Annotated in this window: 14 protein-coding genes; 13 read left to right on the top strand and 1 reads right to left on the bottom strand. The window is 64.4% G+C overall.

The window, feature by feature from the left end; translation table 11 throughout:
* Positions 1-4 precede the first annotated feature (4 nt).
* Together FAZ21_RS08740 and uvrC are read left to right on the top strand one after the other, a co-directional pair.
* The gene (locus FAZ21_RS08740) at positions 5-1,132 is read left to right on the top strand and encodes an MFS transporter (RefSeq protein WP_136773011.1); all 1,128 of its coding nucleotides are present in this window, start codon (positions 5-7) and stop codon (positions 1,130-1,132) included.
* A gap of 347 nt (positions 1,133-1,479) precedes the next feature.
* Positions 1,480-3,330 (top strand): excinuclease ABC subunit UvrC, encoded by a 1,851-nt coding sequence (gene uvrC, locus FAZ21_RS08735; RefSeq protein WP_373279532.1) that lies wholly within the window; start codon positions 1,480-1,482, stop codon positions 3,328-3,330.
* Between the two features lie 23 nt (positions 3,331-3,353).
* On the opposite strand, the gene FAZ21_RS08730 is transcribed toward uvrC, so the two are convergent.
* A complete protein-coding gene (locus tag FAZ21_RS08730) occupies positions 3,354-3,818 on the bottom strand; it encodes a DUF4442 domain-containing protein (protein ID WP_136773007.1) in 465 nt (154 codons plus the stop codon).
* Between the two features lie 137 nt (positions 3,819-3,955).
* Here FAZ21_RS08730 and pgsA point away from each other — a divergent pair, with 137 nt between their 5' ends.
* The 11 genes from pgsA (at position 3,956) to lapB (ending at position 14,200) form a co-directional block, all read left to right on the top strand.
* Positions 3,956-4,525 (top strand): CDP-diacylglycerol--glycerol-3-phosphate 3-phosphatidyltransferase, encoded by a 570-nt coding sequence (gene pgsA / locus FAZ21_RS08725; RefSeq protein ID WP_136773006.1) that lies wholly within the window; start codon positions 3,956-3,958, stop codon positions 4,523-4,525.
* 4 nt (positions 4,526-4,529) lie between these two features.
* Complete coding sequence (locus tag FAZ21_RS08720; protein WP_136773004.1) at positions 4,530-5,696, top strand: MFS transporter; 1,167 nt, start codon at positions 4,530-4,532, stop codon at positions 5,694-5,696.
* 130 nt (positions 5,697-5,826) lie between these two features.
* Positions 5,827-6,831: a 3-deoxy-7-phosphoheptulonate synthase gene (gene aroF / locus FAZ21_RS08715; RefSeq protein WP_246038564.1), complete on the top strand. Its 1,005-nt coding sequence runs from the start codon at positions 5,827-5,829 to the stop codon at positions 6,829-6,831.
* Positions 6,832-6,892: 61 nt separating this feature from the next.
* Positions 6,893-7,555 (top strand): META and DUF4377 domain-containing protein, encoded by a 663-nt coding sequence (locus FAZ21_RS08710; RefSeq protein WP_136773000.1) that lies wholly within the window; start codon positions 6,893-6,895, stop codon positions 7,553-7,555.
* A gap of 78 nt (positions 7,556-7,633) precedes the next feature.
* A complete protein-coding gene (locus FAZ21_RS08705) occupies positions 7,634-8,518 on the top strand; it encodes a prephenate dehydrogenase (RefSeq protein WP_136772998.1) in 885 nt (294 codons plus the stop codon).
* Positions 8,515-9,501: an L-glyceraldehyde 3-phosphate reductase gene (gene mgrA / locus FAZ21_RS08700; RefSeq protein ID WP_281279746.1), complete on the top strand. Its 987-nt coding sequence runs from the start codon at positions 8,515-8,517 to the stop codon at positions 9,499-9,501. The genes FAZ21_RS08705 and mgrA overlap by 4 nt, the downstream gene beginning before the upstream one ends.
* 199 nt (positions 9,502-9,700) lie before the next feature.
* Positions 9,701-10,369: a (d)CMP kinase gene (gene cmk / locus FAZ21_RS08695; RefSeq protein ID WP_136772996.1), complete on the top strand. Its 669-nt coding sequence runs from the start codon at positions 9,701-9,703 to the stop codon at positions 10,367-10,369.
* A 180-nt stretch (positions 10,370-10,549) separates the two neighbouring features.
* Positions 10,550-12,223, top strand: coding sequence for a 30S ribosomal protein S1 (rpsA, locus tag FAZ21_RS08690; protein ID WP_136773118.1), 1,674 nt, complete (start codon positions 10,550-10,552; stop codon positions 12,221-12,223).
* Positions 12,224-12,235: 12 nt separating this feature from the next.
* Positions 12,236-12,520 carry an integration host factor subunit beta gene (locus FAZ21_RS08685; RefSeq protein ID WP_018747980.1) on the top strand — a complete coding sequence of 95 codons (285 nt, stop codon included), beginning with the start codon at positions 12,236-12,238 and terminating at the stop codon, positions 12,518-12,520.
* A gap of 174 nt (positions 12,521-12,694) precedes the next feature.
* On the top strand, positions 12,695-13,000 hold the full coding sequence (locus FAZ21_RS08680) for a LapA family protein (RefSeq protein WP_136772994.1): 306 nt from the start codon (positions 12,695-12,697) through the stop codon (positions 12,998-13,000).
* A 24-nt stretch (positions 13,001-13,024) separates the two neighbouring features.
* Positions 13,025-14,200 (top strand): lipopolysaccharide assembly protein LapB, encoded by a 1,176-nt coding sequence (lapB, locus tag FAZ21_RS08675; protein ID WP_136772992.1) that lies wholly within the window; start codon positions 13,025-13,027, stop codon positions 14,198-14,200.
* Positions 14,201-14,214: the final 14 nt, after the last annotated feature.

Below are 14,214 nucleotides of genomic sequence, written 5' to 3'. Positions count from 1 at the left end.
CTCCATGACCGCAGTATCCTCCCGCCCGGCGCGTTACGCCGTGGCGACCCTGTTTTTCGTCCTCGGTTTCAATTACGGCACCTGGGCCGCCCGGCTTCCCGCATTGAAGGACAAATTCGGGCTCGATCCGTCACAGGTGGGCTTCCTGCTGCTCGCCAGCGGGCTGGGCGCGGTGTTTTCGTTTCCGGTCACCGCGGGCGTGTTGCGCCGGCTGGGTGCGCGCAAGGCCTGCTGGATCGCCTCGGCACTGTTGCCGGCACTGCTGCTGGCGCTGGGCCTGGCACCCAGCTATGACATTGCCTTGCTGATCATGGTGGCGGAGGGCGTGGTGGCGGCCTGCTTCAATGTCGCGATGAATGCCCAGGCCGTGCAGGTGGAGCTGCGGAGTGGCCGGGCGATCATGTCGCGGCTGCATGCTGTGTTCAGCCTGGGCGGGCTGGCTGCCGCGCTGGTCGCCGCCGCGGCGATCTCGTTGTTCAAGCCGGTGGCGTTGCATTTTCTGATTGCGGCCGTCGGCATGTGGAGCGCTGCATGGTGGGCGGGTCAACGCCTGTTGCCGTTGCCGCCCGAGCCGCCCGCGGCTGCGGGGCTGCGTTTCTCATTGCCTTCCGGCGCGGCATTGTGGCTGGGCGTGGCAGCCCTGTGCGGCACGATCATCGAAGGCTCCATGTCCGATTGGTCGGCGCTGTATCTCAAGGAGCGCACCGGCGCTTCCGATGCGTTCGCACCGATGGGGCTGGCCTGCTTCGCCTCGGCGATGTTGCTGGCGCGCTGGCTGGGCGATTCCTGGCGTACCCGCTGGGGCAGTCGGCGACTGCTGACCTGGGGCGGCTTGCTGGCCGGTGGTGGATTGGGTATCGGTATCCTGGTGGGTGGGCCGATCCCGGCCTTGCTGGCATTTGCCCTGGTGGGCGTGGGCATCGCCGCCGCGTCGCCCTGCATCTATCTGGCGGCGGCCCGTCAGGGGCCGGTGGCACTGGCCGCGATGACGACCACCGGCTCGGTCGGCGCCCTGCTTGGCCCACCGCTGATCGGCTTTGTCGCGCACGCCAGCCATCTGGGCTGGGGGTTGGGATGCGTCGCACTGGCGGCCGGGGTGATCGCGCTGGCCGCGCGCCGGATCGATTGGTAGCCCGCCAGGCCCCGCCTGCTGCCGGGCGGTGCGGTCCAGTGCTTGTCTAGCGCTGCTTCGGCCCTAGGGCGAATCGACATTCAAACATGGGAGCGAAGGACGAAGGCCGGGATGCAGCGCAAGGCGTGCCAAGCGAAGTGGGGTGTGATCCCCACGAGCGAGGCACAACGCCGCGATTCGCCCGGCCTTCATCCTTCCCTTCGGGTTGGTCCGTGGGCCGGCGTCTGCTTTGTCGCACGGCTTGCAGATAGGAGGGCTATCTGCTGCGCCGCGCTTCGCGCAGCCATCCGGCCCACGGACCAACGCTTCCCACGTTTGAATGTCGATTCGCCCTAAAATACCCCGCTATGCCCGACCAACCGCCCATGACCGATTCCACCCCTACGCGCGAGCAGCGTCTGCTCGATCACGTCAAGACCTTGCCGCACCTGCCCGGTGTCTATCGCTACCTGGCGCTGGATGGCACCGTGCTGTATGTCGGTAAGGCGCGCGACCTGAAAAAGCGCGTCGGCTCGTATTTCCAGAAAACCGACCATTCGCCGCGCATCCGGCTGATGCTGGGCCAAGTGGACCGTATCGAAACCACGGTGGTGCGCTCCGAAGCCGAGGCGCTGGTCCTGGAAAACAACCTGATCAAGGCGCTGGCGCCACGCTACAACATCCTGTTCCGCGACGACAAAAGCTATCCGTATCTGGTCGTCACCGGGCATCGCTATCCGCGCCTGGCGTATTACCGGGGCGCGCTGGACAAGCGCAACCAGTATTTCGGGCCGTTTCCCAACGGCTACGTGGTGAAGGAATCGATCCAGTTGTTGCAGAAGGTGTTCAAGCTGCGTACCTGTGAAGACAGCGTGTTCACCAACCGCTCGCGGCCCTGTCTGCTGCATCAGATCAAGCGCTGCTCCGCGCCGTGCGTGGCGCTGGTCGATCAGGACACCTACCGTGCCGACGTGAACCATGCCGTGCTGTTCCTGCAAGGCAAGGCCAACGAGCTGCTGTCCGACCTGGAGGCGCGCATGCAGGTGGCGTCCGAGTCCTGGGATTTCGAGACCGCAGCCAGCCTGCGCGACCAGATTCAGGCGCTGGCCAAGGTGCAGGAGCGCCAGTTCGTTTCCAGCAACACCAGTGAGCTGGATGCCGATATCGTGGCCTGTGTGGCCGACAAGGGCATGTTGTGCGTGAACCTGGCCATGGTGCGAGGCGGGCGCCACGTCGGCGATAAGAGCCTGTTCCCCAGCCATGCGGAGGACTACGGCCCCGACGAGGCGCTGTCGGCCTTTCTGGCCCAGCATTACCTGGACCGCAGCGCGCCGCCGGTGATCATCTGCCATCCCGCGCCGGATGACGCAACGCTGCTGGCCGAACTGCTCAGCGATCAGGCCGGGCGCAAGGTACTGCTCAACTGCAATCCCAACGGCGAGCGGCGCGTCTGGCTGGACATGGCGCGCAAGAACGCTGAGTTCGCCATCCTGCAACGTGCCAGCCAGGCCGCCAGCCAGAGCGGGCGCCTGGCCGCGCTGGTCGAAGCGCTCGACCTGCCGGAGGAAACCCAGCGCATCGAGTGCTTCGATATCTCGCACACCATGGGCGAGGCCACCGTGGCCTCGTGCGTAGTGTTCGACCGTGGCGACATGCAGCCCAAGGAATATCGTCGCTATAACATCGAAGGCATTACCGCGGGCGACGACTATGCCGCGATGAAACAGGTGCTTACCCGGCGCTACGGCAAGATCGCGGCCGGCGAGGGCGTGGTGCCGGACCTGATCCTGATCGATGGCGGCAAGGGGCAACTGACCCAGGCCGAGGAAGTGCTGGCCGAGGTGGGCCTGACCCAGCCGACGCTGCTCGGCGTGGCCAAGGGCGAAACGCGCAAGGCCGGCCTGGAGCAACTGATCATTGCCACCAGCCACGAAGTGGTGCGTCTGCCGGCCGACCATGCCGGGTTGCACCTGATCCAGCAGATCCGGGACGAATCGCACCGTTTCGCCATCACCGGGCACCGCGCGCGCCGCGCCAAGGCGCGCGTGGCATCCAGCCTGGAAGAAATCGATGGCGTCGGACCCAAACGGCGGCAGCGGCTGCTATCGCGCTTCGGTGGGCTGCAAGGCGTGAAGAGCGCCAGCGTGGAGGACCTGATGCAGGTGGACGGCATCAACGCCGAGCTGGCCGAGCGGATATATGGGGCGTTGCGGGGGTGAGGTAAAAATCGGTGGCCACAGCGCTACCCACCATCACCTCGCGCAGCCGGCTTGCGTCGTACATACAGCGTCTTTTTCACCCGCGCGACGAGCTGATCCTTGGCGTCGCGTACTTCCACCACGAATTCGGGCAGGTACTTGGCGCCGTCGGCGGTGCGTTGGCGGATGTCGGCCAGTGTAGCGTCGTCGAGGCGGAAGCGGGCCGAGACGGTGCCTCGGCCGGGGGCGATGAATTCGATGGTGGCAGCCTGATCCCAGACGTAGTACGCCGGCCCCATCAGGTGGATCAGCATCAGCATGAACCAGGGGTCGGTCATGGCGAACATGCTGCCGCCGAAATGCGTCCCTACGTAGTTGCGGTTGTACCAGCGACCGCGCAGTTCCACGTCCACCTCGCGCCAGTCGGCGCTGATCCGCGTCGCATGGATGCCAGTGAAGAGGAAGGGGGGCCAGAGGTTGATCAGGTGACGGGCCGTGCCGGCTCTCATGGTGGGTCTCCAGTGATAGCCGGCACATTCTCAAACGATCGTTTTATTGTCAATGCGGCGCATCCCGGAACGGTTGCCTTCGCGCGCCATCGCATACTCGCTAGAATGTCGCCTTTCCCGCCGCCCGGACCGACGTGATGCCATTCAATCTGCCCATCCTGCTGACCTGGCTGCGCGTTGCCTTGATTCCCGTTTTCGTCGGCCTGTTCTACCTGCCCGATACCTTGTTGGCGCCGATGCTGAAGAACGTCAGCGCCACGCTGATCTTCGCCATTGCGGCGCTGACCGACTGGTTCGACGGCTTCCTGGCCCGGCGCTGGAACCAGACTTCCAGCTTCGGTGCGTTTCTCGATCCCGTTGCGGACAAGCTGATGGTGGCCGCCGCGCTGATCCTGCTGGTGGAACTCGACCGCGCGGCCGCCTGGCTGGCGGTGATCATCATCGGGCGCGAGATCACCATTTCCGCGCTGCGCGAATGGATGGCCCAACTGGGCAAGTCGCGCAATGTCGCGGTGGCCTATATCGGCAAGCTCAAGACCACGGCGCAGATGGTCGCCATCCTGTTCCTGCTGTGGTGGGGGCCGCTGGTACCCGGCTTGTCCACGCCATTGATCGGCACCATCGCGCTGTACGTGGCCGGGGTGCTGACCATCGTGTCGATGTTCTACTACCTGCAGGTGGCGGCCCAGCAGTTCCGCGAACAGTGACCGCATGAATGCCCCACGAGCCGCCGGTCTGTTCGCGATCGGCGGTTTCTATTTCTGCTACTTCGGTTTCACCGGGCTGTTCCAGCCCTACTGGGGCGTCTATCTCGCCGCGCTGTCGTTCCCTGCCTGGCAGATCGGCATCCTCACCTCGCTGACCCAGATCAACCGCATCTACGCACCGGCGATCTGGGGCTGGCTGGCGGACCGTACCGGGCGTCGCGCGTTGATCCTGCGCATCGCCGGGCTGGGCGGCCTGGCCGGCTTCATCGGCCTGCTGTTCATGCAGGGCTTCGTCGGCATGTTCCTGGCGCTGCTGATCGCCACCTTCTTCTGGAGCGCGGCACTGCCGCTGGTCGAAGCGCTGACCATGACGCTGCTGCAAGGCGACGGGGGCCGCTATGCGCGGCTGCGCGTCTGGGGCTCCATCGGTTTCATCGTATCGTCGGTGCTGGCCGGCTACTGGATGCAGGCGCAGGGCGCCGGCGTGCTGCCGGCCACCGTGGTGGCGGTGATGAGCGGGCTGGCATTGTATGCGTGGCTGCTGCCCCAGCCGCCGGCGGTGCCGCATGCCGCCACCCCGCAGGACGTCGGCTTTGGCGACATCCTGCGGCGGCGTGAAGTCCGCACCATCCTGGCGGGCTGCTGCCTGATGCTGCTGTCCCATGGCCCGTACTACAGCTTCTATTCGATCTATGTGACCGATCAAGGCGTTGCCGCCGGGCACATTGGTTGGTTGTGGACGGTGGGCGTGCTCGCCGAAGTGGCGATGTTCATGGCGATGGGCCGGCTGAGTCGTCGCTGGTCGTTGCGGGCGTTGTTTCTCTCTACCTTTGCCGTCGCGGCGGCGCGGTGGCTGCTGGTGGGGTGGGGCGCGCGCTCATTGCCGCTGTTGCTGATCGCGCAACTGGGCCATGCGTTTACCTTCGCCACCTGCCACGCCACCGCGATGAGCTACCTGCATCGTCATTTCGCCGGGCCGCATCAGGCCAAGGGGCAGGCCTTGTATATCGGTGTTTCCTTTGGCGCGGGCGGTAGCCTGGGCGGCCTGCTGGCCGGCGCCGCCTGGGACGCGCTGGGCGGGCGCTGGGTTTTCACGGCGGCCGCAGGGGTGGCATTGCTGGGGTGGGGCGTTTGCGCTCTGGGCTTGCGGGACCGATCCGTCGCCGTCTGAGACGTGCGCATCCCCGGCAATATGGCAATCCCACCGGGACTTCCCGGGCTAGTCCCAATAGTATTGCGGCAGTGCATCACCTAATGTCCGGTTATTCCTCATCCATTGCAGAGATCCCATGATCATCGTCATGCAACTTCACGCGACCGACGAACAGGTCGCATCGGTCGTCGAACATATCCGCGCTTCCGGCTTGCAAGAGCATGTTTCGCGCGGTTCCGAACTGGTCATCATCGGCGCCATCGGCGACGAGAACAAACTGGACGTCGGCCGCTTCGAAATCCTGCCGGGCGTGGAACGCGTCAGCCGGGTGACCAAGCAGTACAAGATCGTCTCGCGTGATTCGCACCCGGCGGGTTCGGTGGTCAAGGTGCGCGGCATCGGCATCGGCGGGCCGCAGATCCAGGTGATCGCCGGGCCGTGTTCGGTGGAAACGCAGGAGCAGATGGACATCGCCGCCGACGCGGTCGCTGCGGCGGGCTGTCGCCTGATGCGTGGCGGTGCGTTCAAGCCGCGCACCAGCCCCTACGCCTTCCAGGGCCTGGGCGTGACCGGGCTGGAGTATTTCCAGGCCGCCGCCCGCCGTCACAAGCTGCCCATCGTGACCGAACTGATGGACATCCGCATGCTTGACACCTTCATGGAATACGACGTCGATGTGATCCAGATCGGCGCGCGCAACATGCAGAACTTCGATCTGCTGAAGGAAGTAGGGCGGGTCAACAAGCCGGTCATTCTCAAGCGCGGCCTGTCGGGCACCATCTCCGAATGGCTGATGGCGGCCGAATATATCGCCGCCGGCGGTAACCACAACATCATTTTCTGCGAGCGCGGCATCCGCACCTTCGAGACCGCCTACCGCAACGTGCTCGACGTCACCGCCATTCCAGTACTCAAGCGTGAAACCCACCTGCCGGTGATCGTCGATCCCAGCCATGCCGGCGGCAAGGCCTGGATGGTACCGGCGCTGGCACAGGCGGCCATCGCCGCCGGTGCGGACGGCCTGCTGGTGGAGATGCACCCCAATCCCTGCGATGCGTGGTGCGATGCCGACCAGGCGCTGAGCCCGGAAGAACTGAAAAAGCTGATGGGCACGCTGGGGGCGATTGCCACCGCCATCGGCCGCAGCATCTGATCCACGGTACGCGGCAACCGGCCGCGAACCGACATCCCCTCATCCCACAAGGAGAAAGACGATGCGTATTCCTTTGCTGATCGCGGCCATCGGTGCGGCCTCGCTGGTACAGATCGCCCAGGCGCGTTCGCTGCTGGACGGCGACTATGCCATCACCCGCGTGGTGGTCGAAGGTCGCGTGCAACGGCCGGTGGACAACCGCCTGGAGGTGCATATCGACGGCGATCGCATCAGTGGTTACTCGGGCTGTAACCGCTTCATGGGCCGGATTCACTACATGAATGCCAGGATCGAGGTCGGGCCGCTGGCCGGCACGCGGATGGCGTGCCTGGATCAGGAGCGCCAGATGCTGGAGCACGATGTGCTGGCCGCGTTGCAGGCTGCCGAATCCTTTGGCCTAGTCAGCGAGCGCAAGGCGGTGGTGCTGCGGGGGACCAAGGGCGAATTGATCGAGTTGACCCGTGGGGCCGCGGGAACGGAAAAGGTGCTGCGCATCGCGGCTGAAACCCGCCCTTGTTCCGGCGTCGGCAAGATGGAGTGCCTGCAAGTGCGTGAATCGCCGGAGCAGGACTGGCAACTGCTGTACCAGGGCATCGAGGGTTTCGAGCCGCAACCCGGCGTGGCCTATATCGTGCGGGTGCGCGAAGAGCGGGTGGACAACCCACCGGCCGATGCGCCGGATCGCCGGCTGGTGCTGATCGAAGTGTTGCAGGAAACCCGCTAGGGCGTGTCGCCGCCGAACGTGGCCCCGCCCGGCATCGGTTACCATGTCGGGCTTTCATTTCTTTCAGACGGACAAGGCATGACCACCATGGTGCGCAAACTCGTGCTGCTGGGCACGGGATTGATCGGCGGCTCGTTCGCATTGGCGCTCAAGCGCATGCGGCAGGTGGAGCACGTGGTCGGTGTGGGCCGCAATATGGCCAACCTAGAGCGCGCGCTGGACCTGGGCGTGATCGACAGCGCCAGCCACGATGCCGCCAGCGCGGTCCAGGATGCCGATCTGGTGTTGATCGCCACGCCGGTGGGGCAGATGGGGCCGTTGATGCAGGCGATCGCGCCCCGACTGGCGCCCGATTGCCTGGTGACGGACGCAGGCTCCACCAAAGGTGACGTGGTTGCCTTGTTCCGGCAATACCTGAACGACCATCTGGCCCAGTGCGTACCGGGGCACCCCATTGCCGGCTCCGATCTGTCGGGGGCGGCTGCGGCGCGGTATGGCCTGTATGAAGGACGGCGCGTGGTCCTCACGCCGCTGCCGGAAACGGCGCCGGAGGCGGTGGCTCGACTCGAGGCGCTGTGGCGGTTGTGTGGCGCCGAGGTATACCGCATGGCGCCGGCCCAGCACGATTCGATTTTCGCCGCCGTCAGCCATGTTCCGCACCTGCTGGCGTTTTCCTACATGAACGCGCTGCTCGAACGGCAGAACGTTGCCAATTGTCTAGACTTCGCCGCAACCGGATTTCGCGACTTCACCCGGATTGCCGGATCGCACCCCGATATGTGGCGTGACATCGCACTGGCCAATAATCGGCCTATCCTTGATGACTTGCGCGCCAACGTGGCGCAACTGCAAGCGCTGATCGCCATGATCGAACAGGGCGATGCCGATGCACTGACCGGATTCATCGAGCGTGCCAGCCGGGCCCGTACGGCCTGGGAGGCGCGCGACAAGGAGAAGCAATGATGGTGTATCAAGCCAATCCCGCTCGTTACGACCGTATGCCGTATCGCGCCAGCGGCCGTAGCGGGCTGAAGCTGCCGGCGATCTCGCTCGGCATGTGGCACAACTTCGGCGCCAACAAGCCCTATGGCAACAGCCGCGATATGGTGCTGGCCGCCTTCGACGCCGGCATCACCCACTTCGACCTTGCCAACAACTATGGTCCGCCGCCCGGATCGGCCGAGGAAACCTTCGGCCGCCTGCTTGCCAGCGACCTCAAGCCGTACCGTGACGAACTGCTGATCTCCACCAAGGCTGGTTGGGAAATGTGGCCCGGCCCTTATGGCGACCTGGGTAGCCGCAAATACCTGCTGGCCAGCCTGGATGCCAGCCTCAAGCGCCTGGGGGTGGATTACGTCGATGTGTTCTACTCGCACCGCCCCGACCCCGAGACGCCGCTGGAGGAAACCATGGGTGCGCTCGACAGCGCCGTACGGCAGGGCAAGGCGCTGTACGTGGGTATTTCGTCCTATTCCCCGGAACAGACCCGCGAAGCGGCACGCATCCTGCGCGAGCTGGGCACGCCCTGCCTGATCCACCAGCCGGCGTTCTCCATGTTCGATCGCTGGATCGAAAACGGCCTGACCGATGTGCTGCGTGACGAGGGTATCGGCTCCATCGCGTTCTGCCCGCTGGCTCAGGGGTTGTTGACCAGCCGCTACCTGGGCGGTATCCCGGGCGATTCGCGTGCGGCGGCGGCGGATAATCCGTTCCTCACGCCGGAAAATGTGCAGACCCGGCTGGCGCAGGTGCAAAAGCTGGACAAGATCGCCCAGGCACGCGGCCAGAGCCTGGCGCAGATGGCGCTGGCCTGGGCGCTGCGTACGGTGACTTCGGTGATCATCGGCGCCAGCCGCGTCGAGCAGATCCATGAAAACCTGGGCGCCATCGACAACCTGGAGTTCAGCGCCGAGGAGCTTGCGGCCATCGAGGCGATCCTGGCTTGAGCCACTGATATCGGCGGGTTTGCACCGGCGTGGCCGGGTGTGGCGTATGAGCATCGTCCTATGTGAACCCGACGCGAAACCGGGCTACAATCGACCGAACCGGCAGGAAACCCCTGCCGGTCTTCTTTTTTGCCGCGTCCGTCGATGTTGTGGCCAGGTGGCCGCCGCTGGCCGAACGCGCGGGTCTGGGAGAACGAACATGAATCTGGTTCCCATCATCGCCATCGATGGGCCGTCGGCATCCGGCAAGGGCAGTGTTGCGCAACGCGTGGCCGAAGCGATGGGTTTCCACTTCCTCGATTCGGGCGCCTTGTATCGCCTGACCGCCCTGGCGGCCGGGCGGCGCGGCATCAACTGGGACGACGAGGTCGGCGTCGCCGGTGTGGCTGTGGCGCTGGACGTGGTTTTCGAAGGCGAACACGTATTGCTGGACGGCGCCGAGGTGGCGCATGCCATCCGCAGCGAGGACATCGGCGTGGGCGCGTCACGCGTCGCCGCGTTGCCGGCCGTGCGGGCCGCCCTGCTGGAGCGCCAGCGCGCCTTTGCCCGCATGCCTGGCCTGGTGGCCGATGGGCGCGACATGGGGTCGGTGGTGTTTCCCGACGCGGCGCTGAAGGTTTTCCTCACCGCCAGCGCCGAAGTCCGCGCCGAGCGCCGCTACAAGCAATTGGCGGAGCGCGGCGAAGAGGCCGACCTGACCGCGATCGCCGATGACCTGCGTGCGCGCGACGAGCGTGACCGCGCCCGGGCCGTGGCGCCATTGGTGCAATTGCCGGACGCGCGCCTGCTGGATACCAGCAAGCTGGGCATCGATGAAGCGGTGGCGCAAGTGCTTGCCTGGTGGTCCGAAGTGCGCGGCGCTGTGTAAACACTTGATCAGTAAAAGAGAAATCTCTAAAATCCTTTGATTGCCCGTCTTGCGACGGGTAATAGGTGCCGGCGGCGCGCAAGGCGTGGCCGGCAAATTGCAACGAACCCCTGCTCCCGCGTTCCACACGGGAGTGTTTGGAAAACTCCTTCAATGACTACTGCTACTCTGTCCGGCTCCATGGAGAGCTTTGCCGCCCTGTTCGAGGAAAGCCTCAAGAACCAGGAAATGCGTTCTGGCGAGGTGATCACCGCGGAGGTCGTCGGTGTCGACAACAATTTCGTCACCGTCAATGCCGGCCTGAAGTCCGAATCCCTGATCCCCCTGGAAGAATTCAAGAACGACCGTGGCGAAGTTGAAGTCAAGGTCGGCGATTTCGTTCCGGTGGCGATCGACAGCCTCGAGAACGGCTACGGCGAAACCAAGCTGTCGCGTGAAAAGGCCAAGCGTCTGGCCTCGTGGATCGAACTGGAAGATGCCCTGGAGAAGGGCGCCGTGATGACCGGCGTGATCTCGGGCAAGGTGAAGGGCGGTCTGACCGTGATGGTCAGCGGCCTGCGCGCCTTCCTGCCGGGTTCGCTCGTCGATATCCGTCCGGTGAAGGACACCACCCCGTTCGAAGGCAAGCAAATCGAATTCAAGGTGATCAAGCTCGACCGCAAGCGCAACAACGTGGTCGTTTCCCGTCGTGCCGTGCTGGAAGAAAGCCTGGGCGAAGAGCGTCAGAAGCTGCTCGAAACCCTGAAGGAAGGCGTGGTGGTGAAGGGTGTGGTCAAGAACATCACCGACTACGGCGCATTCGTCGACCTGGGCGGCATCGATGGCCTGCTGCATATCACCGACCTGGCATGGCGCCGCGTCAAGCACCCGAGCGAAGTGCTCGCCGTGGGCGACGAAGTGGAAGCCAAGGTCCTCAAGTTCGACCAGGAAAAGAACCGCGTTTCGCTGGGCCTGAAGCAACTGGGCGAAGATCCGTGGGTGGGCCTGTCGCGCCGCTACCCGCAAGGCACCCGCCTGTTCGGCAAGGTCACCAACCTGACCGACTACGGCGCGTTCGTCGAGATCGAACAAGGCATCGAAGGCCTGGTGCACGTCTCCGAAATGGATTGGACCAACAAGAACGTCCATCCGTCCAAGGTGGTGTCGCTGGGTGACGAAGTCGAAGTGATGATCCTCGACATCGACGAAGAAAAGCGTCGTATCAGCCTGGGCATGAAGCAATGCCTGGCCAACCCGTGGGACGAGTTTGCCGAGAACTTCAAGAAGGGCGACAAGCTGAAGGGCGCGATCAAGTCGATCACCGACTTCGGCGTGTTCGTCGGCCTGCCGGGCGGCATCGACGGCCTGGTTCACCTGTCCGACCTGTCGTGGCACGTGGCCGGCGAAGAAGCCGTGCGCCAGTTCAAGAAGGGCGACGAAGTCGAGGCGCTGGTCCTGTCGATCGATACCGACAAGGAACGCATCAGCCTGGGCATCAAGCAACTGGAAGGCGATCCGTACAACAACTTCGTCTCGACCAGCGACAAGGGTGCCATCGTCAAGGGTACCGTCAAGTCGATGGACGCCAAGGGTGCCGTGATTGCCCTGACCGACGACGTGGAAGGCTACCTGCGCGCAACCGAGGTTTCCCGCGACCGCGTGGAAGACATCCGCACCGTGCTGAAGGAAGGCGACGAAGTCGAAGCCATGATCATCAACGTTGATCGCAAGAACCGTTCGATCAACCTGTCGATCAAGGCCAAGGACCTGGGCGAAGAGAAGGCTGCCATCAGCCAGCTGTCGTCCGACGCCACCGCCGGCACGACCAACCTGGGCGCGTTGCTGAAAGCCAAGCTTTCCGGCTCCGCCGAATAAGGGATCGTTGTCGTGACCAAGTCCGAACTCATCGCCAAGCTCACCGACCGCTATCCGCAGTTGGTGGCAAAAGATGCTGAGTTGGCCGTCAAGACCATTCTGGATGCGATGGGCAAGAGCCTGGCTCAAGGCCGTCGCATCGAGATTCGCGGCTTCGGCAGCTTCGACCTCAACTATCGTCCTCCACGGACGGGGCGCAATCCGAAATCCGGCAGCAAAGTCGAGGTTCCGGAGAAGTTCGTCCCTCACTTCAAGGCCGGCAAGGAGCTGCGGGAGCGCGTCGACGCGCTGCTGTAGCCCGGCAGGCTGGAGAACAGACGGCACGCGTAAGCGTGCCGTTTTTTTTACCTGCGCACCCATGGCGCCGGCAAAAGGCGTTACCTGCGATTCGTAAAGCCGCGCCTTCCCGCATGGGCTGTAACCTGACGAATCGGCTACAATGGCGGCACCTGGAACCATGCGAGCCCGCCCATGCGCTATCTGCTCTGGCTGATCAAGTTTCTGCTGTTCGTCGTGCTGTTCGTTTTCGCCATGCACAACGCCGAGCCGGTCGCCTTGAAGTTCCTCCTGGGGTATAGCTGGGAGGCGCCGTTGGCCCTGGTCCTGCTGGCCTTCTTCATCCTCGGCGCCCTGCTGGGGCTGACCGCAGCGCTCGGCCAGGTGGTGCGCCAGCGGCGCGAGCTGGTCGCCCTGCGCAAGGAACTGCGCAACCGGGCGGCGCCCATTCACCCCGCAGCACCCGATCCTCTGCTCGAACAGCCGCGCGACGCCGTCTGATCGCGCAACAACCGACGCTTCGACATGTCCGATTTTCCCTACTGGTGGCTGATCGCCCTGCCTGTCTTTTTTGGCCTGGGCTGGCTGGCTGCGCGCATCGACATCAAGCACGTTCTTTCCGAGACGCGCTCGCTGCCCGCCGCTTATTTCAAGGGCCTCAATTTCCTGCTCAACGGGCAGACCAACCAGGCGGTGGATGTCTATGTGGATATCGCCCGCCATCACGCCGAAACCGTTGACCTGCAATTCACCCTGGGCCATCTGTTCCGCCGACGGGGCGAGCTGGAACGCGCGATCCGCATGCACCAGAAATTGCTGGCGCGACGTGATCTGACCGATACGCAAAAGCAATCGGCGCAGTTCGAGCTGGCCAAGGATTTCCTGAAGGCCGGCCTGTTCGACCGCGCCGAATCGCTGTTGACCGAGTTGCAGAACACCGAATATGCGCGGCAGGCGCGCAGCGAACTGCTGGCGGTATACCAGCAGGAAAAGGATTGGCAGAAGGCGATCGACATCGCGCAGCAGATGCGCGATGAAAGCCACAGTTACCAGCATGAAATCGCCCAGTTCCATTGCGAACTGGCGGAACAGGCATTTGCCCGTTCCCTGCCGGAACCGGCGCTCGAACACCTGGAGGCGGCGCTGGCCGAAAACCGCCAATGCGCGCGTGCCAAGCTGTTGCTGGGCGAGATCGCACAGGCGGCCGGCAAGGTGGACGACGCGATCCGGCTCTGGCTGGAGATCGAGAGCCAGGACGTGCTGGCGCTGGCGCTGGTTGCCCGCAAGCTGCTGTCGGCCTACGACGCGCTGGGAAAGAACGAGGAGGGTACGCAACTGCTGATGCGCCTGCTCCAGCAGTATCCGGAGCTGGACGTGCTCGATCTGGTTTACGAGCGCCTGATGGCGCAGCGTGGCATGGATGCGGCCTATGAGTTCGTACGCGAACAGCTCAAGGCGCACCCGACCATGCCGGGGCTGCGCAAAGTGCTGGAAGCGCATCTGCTGGTCGCGCCCGACGAGCAGAAGTACGAGCTGGAAATCATCGGCAAGCTGCTGACCGAAGCCACGCGCGAACAGACCCTCTACTATTGCAGCACCTGCGGCTTCAAGGCCCGCCAGTACTTCTGGCACTGCCCGGCCTGCTCCGAGTGGGAAACCTACCCGCCGGTGCGCGGCCGCAAGAATCGCGGTGCCGCCTGATTTCCCTTTTCCGA

Source organism: Chitiniphilus eburneus (assembly GCF_005048205.1).
GTDB classification, from domain to species: domain Bacteria; phylum Pseudomonadota; class Gammaproteobacteria; order Burkholderiales; family Chitinibacteraceae; genus Chitiniphilus; species Chitiniphilus eburneus.
Note: the sequence above shows the minus strand (reverse complement) of the source record. Positions and strands in the feature narration are given on the sequence as shown.